General features: G+C 71.1%; 10 protein-coding genes. 6 read left to right on the forward strand and 4 right to left on the reverse strand.

The features are described from left to right. Positions 1-31 precede the first annotated feature (31 nt). From ACFU9P_RS27710 to ACFU9P_RS27720, 3 genes are read right to left on the reverse strand one after another with little or no spacing between them, the layout of a single operon-like run. Positions 32-2,308, reverse strand: a complete 2,277-nt coding sequence (locus tag ACFU9P_RS27710; protein WP_384085805.1) for an RICIN domain-containing protein — start codon at positions 2,306-2,308, stop codon at positions 32-34. A gap of 16 nt (positions 2,309-2,324) precedes the next feature. Continuing rightward, entirely contained in the window at positions 2,325-3,722 is a 1,398-nt protein-coding gene (locus ACFU9P_RS27715) for a ricin-type beta-trefoil lectin domain protein (RefSeq protein ID WP_384085856.1), read from the reverse strand. Next, positions 3,722-4,921 carry a family 16 glycosylhydrolase gene (locus tag ACFU9P_RS27720; protein WP_384085859.1) on the reverse strand — a complete coding sequence of 400 codons (1,200 nt, stop codon included), beginning with the start codon at positions 4,919-4,921 and terminating at the stop codon, positions 3,722-3,724. Before ACFU9P_RS27720 ends, ACFU9P_RS27715 begins: the two co-directional genes overlap by 1 nt. Positions 4,922-5,312: 391 nt before the next feature. Between ACFU9P_RS27720 and ACFU9P_RS27725 the strand changes: the two genes are divergently transcribed. From ACFU9P_RS27725 to ACFU9P_RS27740, 4 genes are all read left to right on the forward strand, one after another. Further along, a complete protein-coding gene (locus ACFU9P_RS27725) occupies positions 5,313-6,149 on the forward strand; it encodes an endonuclease I family protein (protein WP_376386740.1) in 837 nt (278 codons plus the stop codon). A gap of 246 nt (positions 6,150-6,395) precedes the next feature. After that, complete coding sequence (locus ACFU9P_RS27730) at positions 6,396-6,758, forward strand: DUF1304 domain-containing protein (RefSeq protein ID WP_217310407.1); 363 nt, start codon at positions 6,396-6,398, stop codon at positions 6,756-6,758. Continuing rightward, entirely contained in the window at positions 6,755-7,330 is a 576-nt protein-coding gene (locus ACFU9P_RS27735; RefSeq protein WP_384085809.1) for a TetR/AcrR family transcriptional regulator, read from the forward strand. The genes ACFU9P_RS27730 and ACFU9P_RS27735 overlap by 4 nt, the downstream gene beginning before the upstream one ends. A gap of 225 nt (positions 7,331-7,555) precedes the next feature. Then, the gene (locus ACFU9P_RS27740; protein ID WP_384085812.1) at positions 7,556-8,968 is read left to right on the forward strand and encodes a PP2C family protein-serine/threonine phosphatase; all 1,413 of its coding nucleotides are present in this window, start codon (positions 7,556-7,558) and stop codon (positions 8,966-8,968) included. 124 nt (positions 8,969-9,092) lie between these two features. Here the strand turns inward: ACFU9P_RS27740 and ACFU9P_RS27745 are convergent, their stop codons facing one another. Further along, complete coding sequence (locus ACFU9P_RS27745; RefSeq protein WP_384085815.1) at positions 9,093-10,595, reverse strand: hypothetical protein; 1,503 nt, start codon at positions 10,593-10,595, stop codon at positions 9,093-9,095. Positions 10,596-10,826: 231 nt separating this feature from the next. Between ACFU9P_RS27745 and ACFU9P_RS27750 the strand changes: the two genes are divergently transcribed. Continuing rightward, entirely contained in the window at positions 10,827-12,005 is a 1,179-nt protein-coding gene (locus ACFU9P_RS27750; RefSeq protein WP_384085818.1) for an aminoglycoside phosphotransferase family protein, read from the forward strand. Between the two features lie 626 nt (positions 12,006-12,631). Further along, positions 12,632-14,650 (forward strand): N-acetylmuramoyl-L-alanine amidase, encoded by a 2,019-nt coding sequence (locus tag ACFU9P_RS27755; RefSeq protein WP_384085821.1) that lies wholly within the window; start codon positions 12,632-12,634, stop codon positions 14,648-14,650. Positions 14,651-14,707 lie beyond the last annotated feature (57 nt).

Below are 14,707 nucleotides of genomic sequence, written 5' to 3' on the forward strand. Positions count from 1 at the left end.
CGCGGGCCGCCAGGTCTCAGGAAAAGACCTGTCAGGGGTAGGCGACGAGATTCGCCACGTTCGTGGCCGAGTTCGACGGGCCTCCCCGGTCGTTGATCACATGCCGGATGGTCCCGGTGCCGCCCAGCGACACCGTCACCATGTTGCGGAACCGCACATTGACGTTGTTGGGCACCTCGAAGGCGTGCTCCGCCGTCACACCGCTGTTGACGTTGAAGAAGCAGTAGCTGCCCAGCCCGTACGCCTGATGGCTGGTCACGGAGTCGGCCACCTTGTACGCGGCGTATCCCTGGGTCCCGCCGTTCATCCAGGCCGCCTGGTTGGGCGGGTCGTACGGCATCTCGTTCTGGTAGAAGTACGTCTTCCCGCCGTTGCCGTTCCAGATCGTCTGATGCTTCTGGTAGTGCTCGACGAACAGGCCGTACATGGTGACATCGGCACCGTTGACGACCAGGCCGGTGTCCGCGGTGTTGGTGTTCCAGCCCACCCCGCTGCCGTGGTCGGCGCGCCAGATCCACATGTGGTCGCCGATCACATTGCGGCTGTTGACGACCAGACTGGTGGTCGCCTTGCCGACGCCCGCACCGCCGACGCGGAAGAACACGTCGTGCAGCGAGGTCGGGTTGGCCGCATGGCTCGCGGCGGAGCCGTCGGCACCGACCTCCATCAGGCGCGGGGAGTTGACGGGTCCCGCGTCGATGAGCAGACCCGCGACCTTCACTCCGTCCACATCGGCGACCGACACCGCGGTGATGCCGTTGTCCGGGATGAAGGTGGCGAGGCCGAGCCCGAGGACGACGGTGTCCGGCCGGGTGATCCTCAGGGTCTGGTTGAGGTGGTAGACCCCGGGGGTGACCAGCAGGTTCTTGCCCTGCGCCAGCGCGGCGTTGAGATCCGCCGCGGTCGCTCCGGGCTTCGCGATGTAGAACTGGTCCAGCGGGATCGACGTACCCGCCGGAGCCCCGGCCGACCAGGTCGTACCCCTGGAGTTGTTCCGCAGCGCCGGGACGAACACCTTGTAGGCGCCGGCCGCGTCGACGTACAGGAACGGCTTCTCACGGACCTGCGGGGTCTGGTCGACCGTGGTGTACGGCGGGCTGGGGAAACTGTTCGCGGGCGCGTTCTGGGCGCCGACGAACACCATGTTCCAGTTGGAGCCCGTCCAGCTCCCCCATTCGGTGTTGCGGGAGAGCCACTGCTGCTGCGAGCCGGACCTGACCTGCCCGTCGACCTTGGAGTCGGCCATGAAGCCGCCGCTCGACCAGCCGCCGTCGTCCAGGGCCAGATTGCCGCGGACATGCATACGGCGGTACGGAGCGGCCTGCGAGACGGCCCAGCGGTCGGTGCCCGAAGTGGGGGTGACGGACAGGTTCTCGGCGCTGCGCCAGAAGTTCTGGGTGGCGTTCTGCGGCGGGAACCAGTCGGCCTCGACATGGACCGAGCCCCGGATGTTCACATCGTCGGGCGAGAGACCGAGACCGGCGACCTGGGTGTAGAAGCCGACGTTCACATTGGCGTCGTAGGTGCCGGGCTTGAACAGGAAGGCGGCCCGCTGGGTGCCGAACTGATTGGTCTCCTGCTGGCGGAAGGTCGCGTCCACCCGGCTCTGGATGGTGCCGGCCGGCATCGACGGATCGAAGACGACCACATTGGGCCCGAGGTCGGGCGTGCCCGGGGGCACCGGCGGATCGGCCGCCTCCACCCGGAAGGACTGTGCGCTCGATCCGTTGCAGGTGTACTGCTGGAGCTGGACGCTGTCGGCGGTCGAGGCGCCGGGCACGTCGAGGCACTTGCCGCTGCTGCGGTTCACGAAGTGGTACGCGCCGTCGGCCTCGGCCACCGGCTGCCACTGCTGGTTGACACCGTCGCTGTACGTCCAGAGCTGGATCGGCGCGCCGTCGGCGGCCGAGACGTCGGTGACGTCCCAGACCTGGTTCCCGTCGTTGCGGTTGCCCGCCCTGACGAATCCGCCGCTGGTGGCGGTGAGACTCCAGTGCTGGGCGAGGCTGCCGTTGCAGGTGTATTGCTGTACGGCGGTGCCGTTGCCGGTGGCGGCGGCGCGGGCGTCCACACACTTGCCGCTCGCCTTGTTGACGACGGTGGTCCACCCGGTGGGCAGTGCCGCCGCAGCGGCACCGCCCACCGTGACACCGCCCTCCACGGCGGTCCCCGCCGCGGCCTCCTGCTGGGGCAGGGCGGCCGGCGACAAACAGAGAGCCACTACGGTCAGCAGCAGCGTGAGCGGGGACAGCCGGTGGTGCCGGCGGCGGCCCGGCGTGGCGCCGCCGCCGTACGAGAGCGTGTTCATGTGTTCTCCCCGCCGGTCAGCCGGCGTACTGCGCGAAGACGCGGGTGAAGTCCCACGCCTGCTGGCCGATGCCCGAGCAGGTGTCGGCTCCGCCACCGGTGCAGGGCCGGTCGCGGTTGACCGACCAGAAGGTCAGCCGGGCGAGATGGTGCTGCTGCGCGTAGGCGAGGATGGTGCGGAAGTCCGCGACGGTCACCGTCTCACCGTTGTCGGTGATGCCGTTCATCGACGAGATGCCGATGCTGCGGTACGTCTGGTCGTCGCTGTACCCGTACGCGTTCTTGACGGCGTTCTTCAGGCCCTCGGCCGCCCGGGTGGTGAGCGTGCCCATGTTCTGGCCCGCGCCGCCGAAGTTGAACGGCATGATCGTCCAGCTGTCGACGGTCAGTCCGGCGGCGGCAGCCCGGTTGATCAGGCTGGTGTCGGGGCCGTTCTGGCCGGTGCCGAAGGTGACGTACACCTTGATACCGGGGTTGTTGGCCTTGATGGTCTTGAGCGCGTCCACGGTCCGCTGCTGGACGGTGGGGCTGTCGTACGCCGCGGCCTCGATGTCGATGTCGATCGCCTTGAGGCCGTACGCGTTGATGACCTTCTGGTACGCGGCGGCCAGCTCACCGGCGCTGGAGCAGGAGCTCTCCAGCTTGTTGCCGCTCCATCCGCCGAAGGACGGGATGACATCGCCGCCCGCGCCGCGCACGGTGTTGATGGTCTGCTGGTCCACTCCGCCGGTCAGCGGGCGGCCGCCGTCCCACTGCGGGTTGCAGTAGCCGTTGCTGAGCACGAAGGCCAGGGTGAACCACTTCACACCGGTCGCGTTCATGACGGTGACCGGGTTCGGCGGGCTGCCCCAGCCGTTGTAGATGTACGGGGCGACCGCCATGGGTCCGCTGGGCGCGGGCGGGTTGCCGCCGCCCGAGGGCGCGGTCCACTTCTGGTTGGCGGTTCCGGTGCAGGTCCAGATCTGCAGCCGGGTGCCGTTCGCCGAGCTGTTGCCCGTGGCGTCCATGCACTTGTCGGCCTGGGTGTTGACGATGTCCCGCGCGGCGGAGACGGACCACTTCTGGTTGGGCGTGCCGGCGCAGTCCCAGAGCTGGAGCTGGGCACCGCTGGCGGTGCTGTTGTCCTTGACGTCGAGGCACTTGCCGAGGGCGCGGATCGAGCCGTCGGACGCGACGTCCCACTGCTGGGCGGCGGAGCCGTTGCAGTCGTAGAGCTGTACGGCCGTACCGTTGGCGGAGCTGCTGGCCGCGACATCGACGCACTTGCCGCCGAGGCCGGTGATCGTACCGACCGCGGCGACGGCCGCGGTGGCCGGGGCGGGCGCGGTGACCAGTGCGGCGCCGGCCGCGAGCGGCAGGGCGACGAGCAGGGCCAGGGATCTGAGGGTCTTGCGGATACTGCCCGCGGCGGACATCAGCGGTTCACCGTCCACTTCTGGTTGGCGGTTCCGGTGCACGTCCAGATCTGGAGGCGGGTGCCGTTCGCCGAGCTGTTGCCCGTGACGTCCATGCACTTGTTGGCCTGGATGTTCACCACATCGCGGGCGGCGGGCAGGGCCCACTGCTGATTGCCGGTGCCCGCGCAGTCCCAGAGCTGGAGCTGGGCGCCGTCCGCCACGCTGTTGTCCTTGACGTCCAGGCACTTGCCGAGGGCACGGAGCGAACCGTCGGAGCCGACCGTCCACTGCTGGGCCGCCGAGCCGTTGCAGTCGTAGAGCTGTACGGGGGTGCCATTGGCCGGGTTGGCCCCGGCCACGTCCACGCACTTGCCGCCGAGGCCGGTGATCGTACCGGCGCCGCCGCCCGAGCCGCCGTCGTTCGTGGTGACGCGCACATAGTCCACGACGAGCTGGGAGGGGAAGGGGGTGCTGCCGTTGGGGTCGCCGGGCCAGTAGCCGCCGACCGCCAGGTTGAGGATCATGAAGAACGGCTTGTTGAACACCCAGGCCCGGCCACCGAGATCGGCGGGGGTGCGGCGCTGGTAGACATTGCCGTCGACGCTCCAGGTGATGGAGTCGGGCGCCCAGTCGATCGCGAAGGTGTGGAAGGCGTCGGCGAACGCCTGGCCGCCCGGCAGGGTGTATCCGGCGCCGATACCGCCCGAGCCGGAGTAGCCGGGGCCGTGCAGCGTGCCGTGGACGGTGCCCGGCTCGAAGCCGACGTTCTCCATGATGTCGATCTCACCCTGGTCGGGCCAGCCGCCGCCCGTGCTGCCGAGCATCCAGAAGGCGGGCCACATGCCCTGGCCGCGCGGGACCTTCATCCGGGTCTCGACGCGTCCGTACTGCGCGGTGAACTTGCCGGCGGTGTTCAGCCGGGCCGAGGTGTACTCGCACCGGCCGTACCAGCACTGGTAGTTGCCGGGGTTGTCCTTGCGCGCGGTGATGACCAGGTTGCCCTGGCCGTCGAGGGCGGCGTTGTTGTTGCCGGCGGTGTAGTACTGCCGCTCGTGGTTGTTGACGTTGTCGCCGGTCTCTATCTGCCACTTGCTGCCGTCGACGGCGGATCCCGCGGCTCCGTTGAAGTCGTCGGAGAAGGTCACCGCGGCGATCGAGGCGGCCGCCTCGGTGCGTGGCTCGGGCGCGGAGGCCGCGCCGGCGGGGACCGCGGCCAGCACGCTGGTACAGCAGAGCAGGGCGAGCGCGGAAAGCGCGATTCGGCGTCCCAGGGGGATTCGCACAGGTCATCACTTCACTTCAAGTGGGGGGTCATGCGCATGACATTGCACCGAGGGGGGACTGTCCGGAGGAACACCTCGGGCGCTTATTTCAATAGTTGATTTAAGGGAGGGCGCGAGGGGCCGTCAAGGAGCTGGTATGGACCAAAGTTGGCCAGCTCCTTGGCCATTGCTCATCCATATGAACGCAGACCCTCCGGAACCGGGCGGTCCGGGGGCCGGTCCACGATTGACTTGACCTGCACATGACCGGCACTGTGTGTTTTCGCACAGCCCCACGGGCCCACAGGCCCCGTGGAAGGCCCCCCGCCGGAGAGGACAGCCACCCATGTCCCGTCGCCAACTCCCCACTCTACGCGCGTTGTTGGTCCTCGGTGCCGCCACCGCGGTGCTCGCGACCACCGCTGCCGCCGCCCCGGCCGCCACGCCGCCCGCGGCTTCGGCCCCCGCCCCGGGCACGGCACGTACCCTCGCCGCACTCGACGACACGTACTACCAGGGCGCGCTCGGCAAGACCGGACCCGCGCTGAAGTCGGCCCTGCACACGATCATCAGGAACCAGACGAAGATCTCGTACGCACAGGTCTGGGACGCGCTCAAGAACACCGACCAGGACCCCGCGAACAGCTCGAACGTGATCCTGCTGTACTCCGGCCGGTCACAGTCGAAGTCGAGCAACGGCGGCAACTCCGGCCAGTGGAACCGCGAGCACGTCTGGGCCCAGTCCCACGGCGGCTTCGGCACCTCCGCCGGGCCCGGCACCGACCTGCACCATCTGCGCCCCGAGGACGTCGGCGTCAACGGCGTGCGCGGCAACAAGGACTTCGACACCGGCGGCAGCACGGTCTCCGGTGCCCCGGGCAACTACACCGACTCCGACTCCTTCGAGCCGCGCAACGCGGTCAAGGGCGATGTCGCCCGGATGATCCTCTACATGGCCGTACGGTACGAGGGCGGCGACTCCTGGCCGGACCTCGAACCCAACGAGCGGGTCAACAACGGCTCCACGCCCGCGATGGGCAAGCTGTCCGTACTGAAGCGGTGGAGCGACCAGGACCCGCCGGACGCCTTCGAGAAGCGCCGCAACGAGGTCATCTACAGCCAGTACCAGCAGAACCGGAACCCGTTCATCGACCACCCCGAATGGGTCGAGGCCATCTGGTGAGCGCGGCGCGGCATGCCCGCGCCTGACCGGGCCCGGTGCCAGACTGTGCCGCGTTAACTCCAAGCGCCCCCACCGGGGAATGCTGGCCGGAGCCCCCGGGGACGCGCTTCCCCCGGGGGCTCCGGCTTGCCCGGCCACCCGGCTCGCGCGGGAGCCGAGGCGGCCGGCACCGAGCACTCCTGGACACATGTCTATACTTCCTGGGCACATGTCCAGTTGCTTCTTCTGAGTCCGGGGGACCTCGTCATGGGGACAGCCGCGCACATACTCGTCGGCCTGGTGGCCGCCTTCCACGTCTACATCATGGTTCTGGAGATGTTCCTGTGGGAGCGCGCACCGGGCCGGGGGCTCTCCGGGTTCGACGCCGAGATGGCGCGCGCGACCGCGCCGCTCGCCGCCAACCAGGGGCTCTACAACGGGTTTCTGGCCGCCGGGCTGTTCTGGGGGCTGATCGCCGGCGACCCGACCGGGTACCGCGCGCAGATCTTCTTCCTGATCTGTGTGGTCGTCGCCGGGGTGTACGGCGGGATCACCGCGAACCGGCGGATCCTGCTCGTCCAGGCCCTGCCGGGCGCGGTCACCCTGGCCGCCGTCCTCGCGGCGGGATGAGCGCGGGCGGTCCGGCCGGCGATCCGCGTACGGCGAGGACCCGGGCCAGACTGCGGCAGGCGCTGCTCGACGAGTGCGCCGAGCGGCCGTTCGAAGAGGTCGGGGTCGCGGCCCTGGTGCGCCGGGCAGGGACCGGCCGGGCGACCTTCTATCTCCACTACCCGGACCTCCAGGCGCTGGCCGTGGACGCCTGCGCGGAGGTGGTACGGGATGCCGTGGACGCCCTGCACGCCTGGCGGGGGGTCCCGGATCCACGCGTCCCGCCGCCGCCCCTGACCGCGTTCTTCACCGGCCTCGTCCCGCACGCGGCGCTCCACCGGGCCCTGCTGCGCCCGGGCGGCGGCGGCCCGCTGGGCGAGCTGCTCCACCGGGAACTGCGCGAACGCAGCCGCGCCGAACGGGTCCTGGCCGAGGCGCCCGCCCCCGAGCTGATCGCCTCCGCGGTCGCCGCGGCCTTCACCGGGGTGCTGGCGGACTGGCTGCACGGTCTGATCGAGGACACCCCGGAGGGCATCGCGGCCCGGGTCTGGCGGCTGCTGGTGGCACTGCACCGCCATCAGGACAGGCCCTGAGACCGGGACTTCGGCCGTGAGCCGCGAAGGCCTCCCGGGGCCGCCACCGGGACTGCCGCCGGAGGCCCGCCCGTACACCCTGCTCCCCGCGGCCCGTGACATATGCCACGAGCATCGCCGGATCGAGTGTTGCCAAACGCCTTACGGCCCCAGGGTGCCTGTGCGAGAGTTCATAACAGTCCATCAGTCGGACGTGACAGCGCCGCGCGCGTATCGGAGTACGAGATGCCGTCCCCCCTCTTCGCGGACCGTCCTGCTCAACAGCCTCCCGAGCGGGGGACCGTGGATGCGCTCATCACCCAGACCCGCCGGCTGCGCGGCGAGGTGGACGCCGTACGCCGGGACACCTCCGCGGTCGACGACGGCGACACCCGGATGCGCTGGCAGCGGGCGCTCTGCGATCTGGCGGTCCATCAACTGGACGATCTCGGCGCGCACTTGGACCAGCTCAGGGCCGGACGGCCGGAGGGCCCCGCCGCCCCGGAGGATCCCGGCGAGACCGCGGGCCCGGTGCCCGGCCGGGTCGGCAGTGCCGAGTGGGACCTCCTCACCGACGAGGTGAGCTGGTCGGACGAGCTGTACGAGATCCTCGGACGGCCGCCGGAGAGCGGCCCGATGACTCTGGACGAGCTGCCCTCGCTGGTGTTCTACGACGATCAGGCGCTGCTCACCGCGCTGGTGACGGGCTGTCTGATCGACGGGCGCCCCATCGACGGCGAGTTCCGTGTCGTCAGGCCCGACGGGCGGGTCCGTACGCTGCACATGAGGGGCGAACCGGTCCTCGACCCCGACGGCTGCACCGCCTCCATGTGGGCGGTCCTCCGCGACATCAGCGAACTGCGGCGCAGCGAGCGGACGGTGCGCGACACTCGTGCGTCGCTCCGGCGCGAACAGCGGGTCACGCAGACCGAGCGGCGGCTCGTGGCCGAGTTGCAGGAGGCCGTACTGCCGTCCTGGCGCGGTGCGTTACGGACGTCCACGAGCGGCCCCGCCGCGCTCGAACTGGCCGCCCGCCATCTGCCGTCCGCGGCGGACCCGCCGAGCGGCCGTGACTGGTACGACGCGCTCGAACTGCCGGACGGCGACACCCTGTTGACCGTGGGCGATCTCAGCGGCCAGGGCATGGCAGGCGCCTCGTCCATGGCGATGACCCTGGGGGCGCTGCGCGGTATGGCCGTGGCGGGCATCGAGCCCGGGGCCCTGCTGGGCCATCTCAATCAGCTTGTCGACGCCTCGGAGCAGCCCTCGCTCGGCAGTGTGCTGTGCTCCCGCTACCGCCCGGCGACCCGGACCTTCTCCTGGGCACAGGCGGGACACCCCGCCCCGCTGCTCTTCCGCGGCGGGACGGGGCGTGCGCTGACTCCGCCGGACGGCGTCCTGCTCGGGGCGACCCCGGGGGCCGCGTACGAACAGGCGGAGGTCCGGCTGCTGCCCGGAGATCTGCTCGTACTGCACACCGACGGGCTGACGCGCGCCGATGACAGCACCGGGACCGAGCGGGACCGGCTCCTGGCGCTGGCGCCCCGGCTCGCCGGGACCCGCAGCGCGCAGGAGTGCGCCGGGGCGGTCGTCGAGGAGTTCGGCGGGACCGAACGCGCGGACGACGCCTGTGTGATGGTGGCCAGGGTCAGCGGCTGACCCCGAAGGGACCGGACCCGCGAGCCCCTCGCCGTACCCACAAGCCCCGCCGTACCCAATGGGCCGTACCCGCGAGCCCGGCCGTACCCAAACGGCGCAGTACCCGAAGCTCCTGGCAAGGGCCTCAGATGTCCGCGCTCCCCGTCCTCTTGGCCGCTTTCTTGGGCAGCGCGAGCTGGATCTCGTGGCGCAGGTCCTCGATCTTCCCGTATCCCGCGTACTCCCCGGTGAGCCGGTACATCTCCCGCAGCCGGTCCCAGGTCCGGTGCGAGGAGGTCTCCCCCATCGACACCAGCGCCAGGCGCGCGTAGCGGTCCGCCTGCTCCGGGTCGTCCGCGATGAAGCAGGCGGACGCCATCGAGATGTAGTCGAAGATCTTGGACCGCTGCCGGCCGCCGCCCCGCAGCTCCAGTGCCTTCTTGGCATGGCGCTGCGCCACGGTCGCCGCGGCCGGATCGTGGTCGGCGAGGGTACGGAACGCAAGGGCCTGCATCCCGTGCAGATCGGCCTCGTCGAACATCTGCATCCAGCAGGGCGGCGGCACGTCGCCCTTGTCCGACACGAACAGTTCCTCCGCCTCGCCCAGCGTGCGGCGCATGGCCTGGCCACGGCCCATGGACGCCTGTGCCCAGGCCTCGATGGTGCGCAGCATGGCGCGGGTACGGGGCAGATTCTCGTCGCCGGAGCCGGACTTGGCGAGCTTCATCAGATCGAGCGCCTCGTCGGGCCGGCCGAGGTGGACCATCTGCCGGGCCGCTCTGGACAGGGCCTCGCCCGCGCGGGGACGGTCGCCGCCCTCGCGCGCGGCATGGGTGGCGATGACGAAGTACTTCTGGGCGGTGGGTTCGAGGCCGACGTCGTGGGACATCCATCCGGCGAGTACGGCGAGGTTGGCGGCGACGCCCCAGAGGCGCCGCTGCAGATGGTCGGGGTGCCGGTAGGCGAGCATGCCGCCCACCTCGTTGAGCTGCCCCACCACCGCCTTGCGCTGGAGGCCGCCGCCACGGGCGGCGTCCCAGGCGCGGAACACCCCGACGGAATGCTCCAGCGCGTCGATCTCCTGCGACCCGATGGGGGCGGCCTCGTAACGGTCGAACCCAGCGGGGTCGGCGTGCAGGGGATCGTCGATCCGGGGAGCGTCCTGCGACAGAGCGGGGTCGGAGTGCAGCCAGTCGTGCATGGCACTGGTGAGTGCGGAGCCTGCGGTGAGCGCGGCACCCGCGCCCACCAAACCGCGACGGTTGAGCATGAGGTCCATTCCCGTGAATTCGGTGAGGACCGCAGCCGTGCGGTCGGGCGCCCACGGGAGACCGTCGGGGTCGCCGCTCTTCCCGGCGCTCCCGGCGTCTCGTCGTTTCCCCGCGCGCCCGCTCCGTACGAACCCGAGGTCCTCAATGGTCACGACACGACCGAGCCGCTCGGTGAACAGAGCCGCCAGCACTCTCGGCACGGGATCGCGCGGGGTCTCCCCCATGTCGATCCAGCGCCTCACCCGCGAGGTGTCGGTGGCCAGTTGGGGGTGGCCCATGGCCGCCGCCTGCCGGTTCACCAGCCGTGCGAGTTCGCCCTTGGACCAGCCGGCCAGGCCGAACAGATCCGACAGACGGGTGTTGGGTTCTCCGCTCACGTCAAGCCCCCAGGTTCTCGGCTGACTTGACACTACCCCCCGGGGGCCGCCTGGCGACTATTCGCCAGGGTTCGCCAGGGTGCGCCAGATGGTGTGCCACCCGCGGCCGGGTGTCGGGTAGGAAAGCGCCACCCCGCCCCGGCGGCAGGACGTACTCCCCAGGGTGCCGAACGGCCGGCGGGCGGGGTGGCGCACGCAACTCGCCGGCACACGAAGGGATCTGTATCGCCCATGTACACAGCATCGTCCTCCGTGTCCGCCCCGCCCCGGTCGCAGCGTACGGTCGTGCCCGGAAGCGGACCGTATCTCGACCCCACCCATGTCGGGCGGACTCGGATCAGGACGGGGGCCGTCACCCAACCGCTCAGCGGGAGACTCGACTTGTCCGGCCCTCAGGGCGCGCAGTTGCGGATGGCCATCGCGTCGGTGCACCGGATCTGCCCGGAGTTCAATCCGGTGCAGGTGCTGCGCCGCAGCGGCCGTTCCGTACTGCTCGTCGGAACCACCGGGCGTACCACCGCGGTCGCCAAGTGTTTACTGGACCACTCGCCGGTGTGGACCGAGAGGTTCAGGCACGAAATAGCGGCTTATCGTTCGTTCGTCCGGCACCGGCCACCGGTGCGGGTGCCGCGGCTGGTGGCGGCGGACCCGGACAACTGCGCGCTGGTGATCGAGCGGATGCCGGGCCGGGCGGCGGCGCTGGCCCGTCATCCCGTGGAGGCCCCGCCGAGGAACGATGTACGGGCGGCGCTCGGCGCGATCGCCCGGCTCAACACGTGGCGGCCCCCGGCCGGGCTGTTCGACGCGCCGCTCGACTACGCGGCACGGATCGCCCGCTACCACGAACTGGGCCTGTTCACGGACCGTGATCTGGGCGATCTCCAGAAGCTGCTGCACGGACTGGCGGCCGGCCGGCAGGGCATGGGGGGCATGGGCCAGTTCTGTCATGGCGACGCGCTGCTCTCCAACATCCTGCTGTCGCCGGCCGGTCCTGTGCTCGTCGATTGGGAGCACGCGGGCTGGTATCTGCCGGGGTACGACCTGGCGACGCTGTGGGCGGTGCTCGGCGACGCCCCGGCGGCGCGGCGGCACATCAGCCAGCTCGCGCAGGTCAGGGGGCCGGCGGACCGGGACGCGTTCCTGGTCAATCTGATGCTCGTACTGACCCGGGAGATCCGGATGTACGAGACGGCGGTGCAGCGCGCGATGCGTGAGGCGCCGGAGCCGGGCGCCGGTCCGTCGCCGTCGTCCGCCTCGTCGTCCTCGTCCTCGGGCGGCTCCGTGCCGGCGTCGGGGTCCGCGCCGGGCGGGCCGGCCACGGGCGAGGAGCAGCGGCTGCTGCTGCGGCGGCTGCACGACGACTGCGCGATGGCGCGGCGGGCCGTACGCGCCGCGGTCGGCACCCGCTGAGTCACGCGTCGCTCGCCCACTGCGTCACCGGCCGCGGAACTTGCCGCGGCGGTGCCGACAGGCCCCGGCCGTGAGCCCACCGCACCGTCCGCCGACCCGGGCCGGTATCGCCGACCCGTCCGGCCGTCCCTGGGGCGGAGAGAGAACCGCGCCGCGCGCCCTGTGCCCACACACCGGGGGAGGGGCGCGTTTTGGGTTTCTTTGTCTCCCCGCCCTCAGGGGGGGTTTGGTCCCCCCCCCCCCCCCCGTTCCCCCCCCCACCCTACCCACCTCTCTTTCCGGGGGCAGAAAAAACACTCCCCTCCCTTCCTTCCCCCCCACCCTCTCCCCCCCCCCCGCGTTCGGGCTGCCGTGGCCGACCGGCCTGAGGGGCGGTCTGAGCCACGCACCCCACCGCGGTCCCCGCCGCCGCCCGGCCCCCGGACAGCACTCCGTACACCTTCATTGGTTCACTCCACTGACGCGCCGCAGGCCGGGGCAGCACCGTCGCGAAACTCCGTCAGACCTGCGCTGACGTGCGAAATCCCCGCTGTGGTCGATGATTGACGGATCGTCCGGGAGCCGATACCTCTGTAGGCACTCGGCCCGGCAGGCCCTTCGCGCACCACCCGTCACTGGAGGCTGCATTGCAAGGTTCCGTCCCCCCACCCCCGAGATCCCGCCGCGCACGCGCGCTGAGAGCGGGCGGAGTGGTCGCGTCCGCCGCCCTGCTGCTCCCGCTGGTCTCGGCCGCCCCCTCCGCCACCGCCGAACTGCCCGGACCGGGTGGCCTCCAGCGCGATTTCGCCGCGGCGGCCGATCGCTATCAGGTGCCGGAGAGCGTGCTTCTCGGGGTCTCGTATCTCCAGTCGCGCTGGGACACCCACAGCGGCGCCCCGAGCGTCTCCGGCGGCTACGGCCCGATGCATCTCACCGACGCCAGGACCGCGCTCGCCGAGGCGCCGCACCACTCGGACGGTACGGAGGACGCGCGCGGCGACCTGTCCCGTCCGGCGCGGACGGAGCACACGGAGAGCACGGCGCGGACGGCCCGTAACGCCGCCCCCCGGGTGCCCAAGTCGTCCGAACTGCCCGCCCGGCTGCGCACCCTGGACCGCGCCGCCGCGCTGACCGGCCTGCCCGCGAAGGAGCTGCGGGAGAGCCCCTCCGCCAATGTCCTGGGCGGCGCGGCCCTGCTGGCCGCCGCCCAGCGGGACCTGGGCGAGCCGCTGAGCACCGATCCGGCCGACTGGTACGGAGCGGTCGCCCGCTTCTCCGGAGCGGACGACGCCGCGACCGCCACCACCTACGCCAACGATGTGTACGACGTGATCAGGGGCGGCGAGCGGCGTACGACGGACAGCGGCCAGCGGGTGGCGCTCCGCGCGGTCCCCCGGGTCGCGCCCGACACCTCGCAGACCGCGCGGCTCGGCCTGCGCCGCACGGCCGGCGCGCCCACGACTGAGTGTCCGCAGACGGTCGGCTGCGAGTGGATCCCCGCGCCGTACGAGGAGTTCGGCGACAAGGACTACGGCAACCACGACAAGGCCGACCGCCCGGCGGCCCAGTCGATCGACTACATCGTCATCCATGACACCGAGGGCTCGTGGGACACCACGATCAAGCTGATCCAGACCCCGGACTATGTGTCGTGGAACTACACCCTGCGCTCCTCGGACGGGCATATCGCCCAGCACGTGCTCGCGAAGGACGTGGCCTGGCACGCCGGCAACTGGTACGTCAACGCCAAGTCGGTGGGCCTGGAGCACGAGGGCTTCCTCACCGCGCCGGACGCCTGGTACACGGAGGCGATGTACCGCACCTCGGCGCGGCTGGTGCGGTATCTGGCGGACAAGTACGACATCCCGCTGAACCGGCAGCGCATCCTCGGCCATGACAATGTGCCGGGCACGACCACCGCGTCGATCCCCGGGATGCACACGGACCCGGGCCCCTACTGGGACTGGGCGCACTACTTCCAGCTCCTCGGCGCGCCGTTCCAGGCGACGGCGGGCGCGGGAGCGGACGCGGTGACCATCCGTCCGCAGTACGCCTCGCACCAGCCGCCGTACACCGACTGCGACAAGGCGGGCCAGGCGTGCCCGCCGCACGGCTCGGGTGCCGTACGGCTGCACACCGCGCCCGACGAGAGCGCTCCGCTGGTGAAGGACATCGGGCTGCGCCCCGGCGGCGAGGACTCCACAACCGGCGTCAACGACCTGGGGGCACGCGCCTCGACCGGCCAGCAGTACGCGGTCGCCGAGCGCCGGGGCGACTGGACGGCGATCTGGTACCTCGGGCAGAAGGCGTGGTTCCACAATCCGCGGACGCGGCCGACGGCCGTGAACTCCAAGGTCCCGCTGCTGACGCCGAAGCCGGGGGTGGCGGAGGTGCCGGTGTACGGGCGTGCCTACCCGGAGGCGTCGGCGTACCCGGCCGACATCCCGGTGCAGACGGTCACCCCGCTGCCGTACAAGGTGCTCGCCGGACAGCGGTATGTGGTGGGTGGTCTCGCCGCCCCGGGCGAGTACTACTTCGCGCCGGTGTTCGACATCACGGGCCACCGGGTGGTGCGCGGCAAGGAGAAGTACTACGAGATCCAGATCGGGCACCGGGTCGGCTATGTGAAGGCGTCCGACGTGGAGGTGAGCGGCATGCGCCGCTGACCTACGGCACACGGGCGCGGAGCGCGGCGGGTGTCATCGGCCGACGGGGGGCCGATG

The organism is Streptomyces sp. NPDC057617, assembly GCF_042800555.1.
In the GTDB taxonomy this organism is placed as follows: Bacteria; Actinomycetota; Actinomycetes; order Streptomycetales; family Streptomycetaceae; genus Streptomyces.

Bases quoted from the DNA above. Each gene is read 5' to 3' on its own strand.
- ACFU9P_RS27735 (WP_384085809.1), top strand. From the start codon at position 6,755: ATGAGCGCGGGCGGTCCGGCCGGCGATCCGCGTACGGCGAGGACCCGG.
- ACFU9P_RS27715 (WP_384085856.1), bottom strand. From the start codon at position 3,722: ATGTCCGCCGCGGGCAGTATCCGCAAGACCCTCAGATCCCTGGCCCTG.
- ACFU9P_RS27750 (WP_384085818.1), top strand. From the start codon at position 10,827: ATGTACACAGCATCGTCCTCCGTGTCCGCCCCGCCCCGGTCGCAGCGT.
- ACFU9P_RS27740 (WP_384085812.1), top strand. From the start codon at position 7,556: ATGCCGTCCCCCCTCTTCGCGGACCGTCCTGCTCAACAGCCTCCCGAG.
- ACFU9P_RS27710 (WP_384085805.1), bottom strand. From the start codon at position 2,308: ATGAACACGCTCTCGTACGGCGGCGGCGCCACGCCGGGCCGCCGCCGG.
- ACFU9P_RS27725 (WP_376386740.1), top strand. From the start codon at position 5,313: ATGTCCCGTCGCCAACTCCCCACTCTACGCGCGTTGTTGGTCCTCGGT.
- ACFU9P_RS27730 (WP_217310407.1), top strand. From the start codon at position 6,396: ATGGGGACAGCCGCGCACATACTCGTCGGCCTGGTGGCCGCCTTCCAC.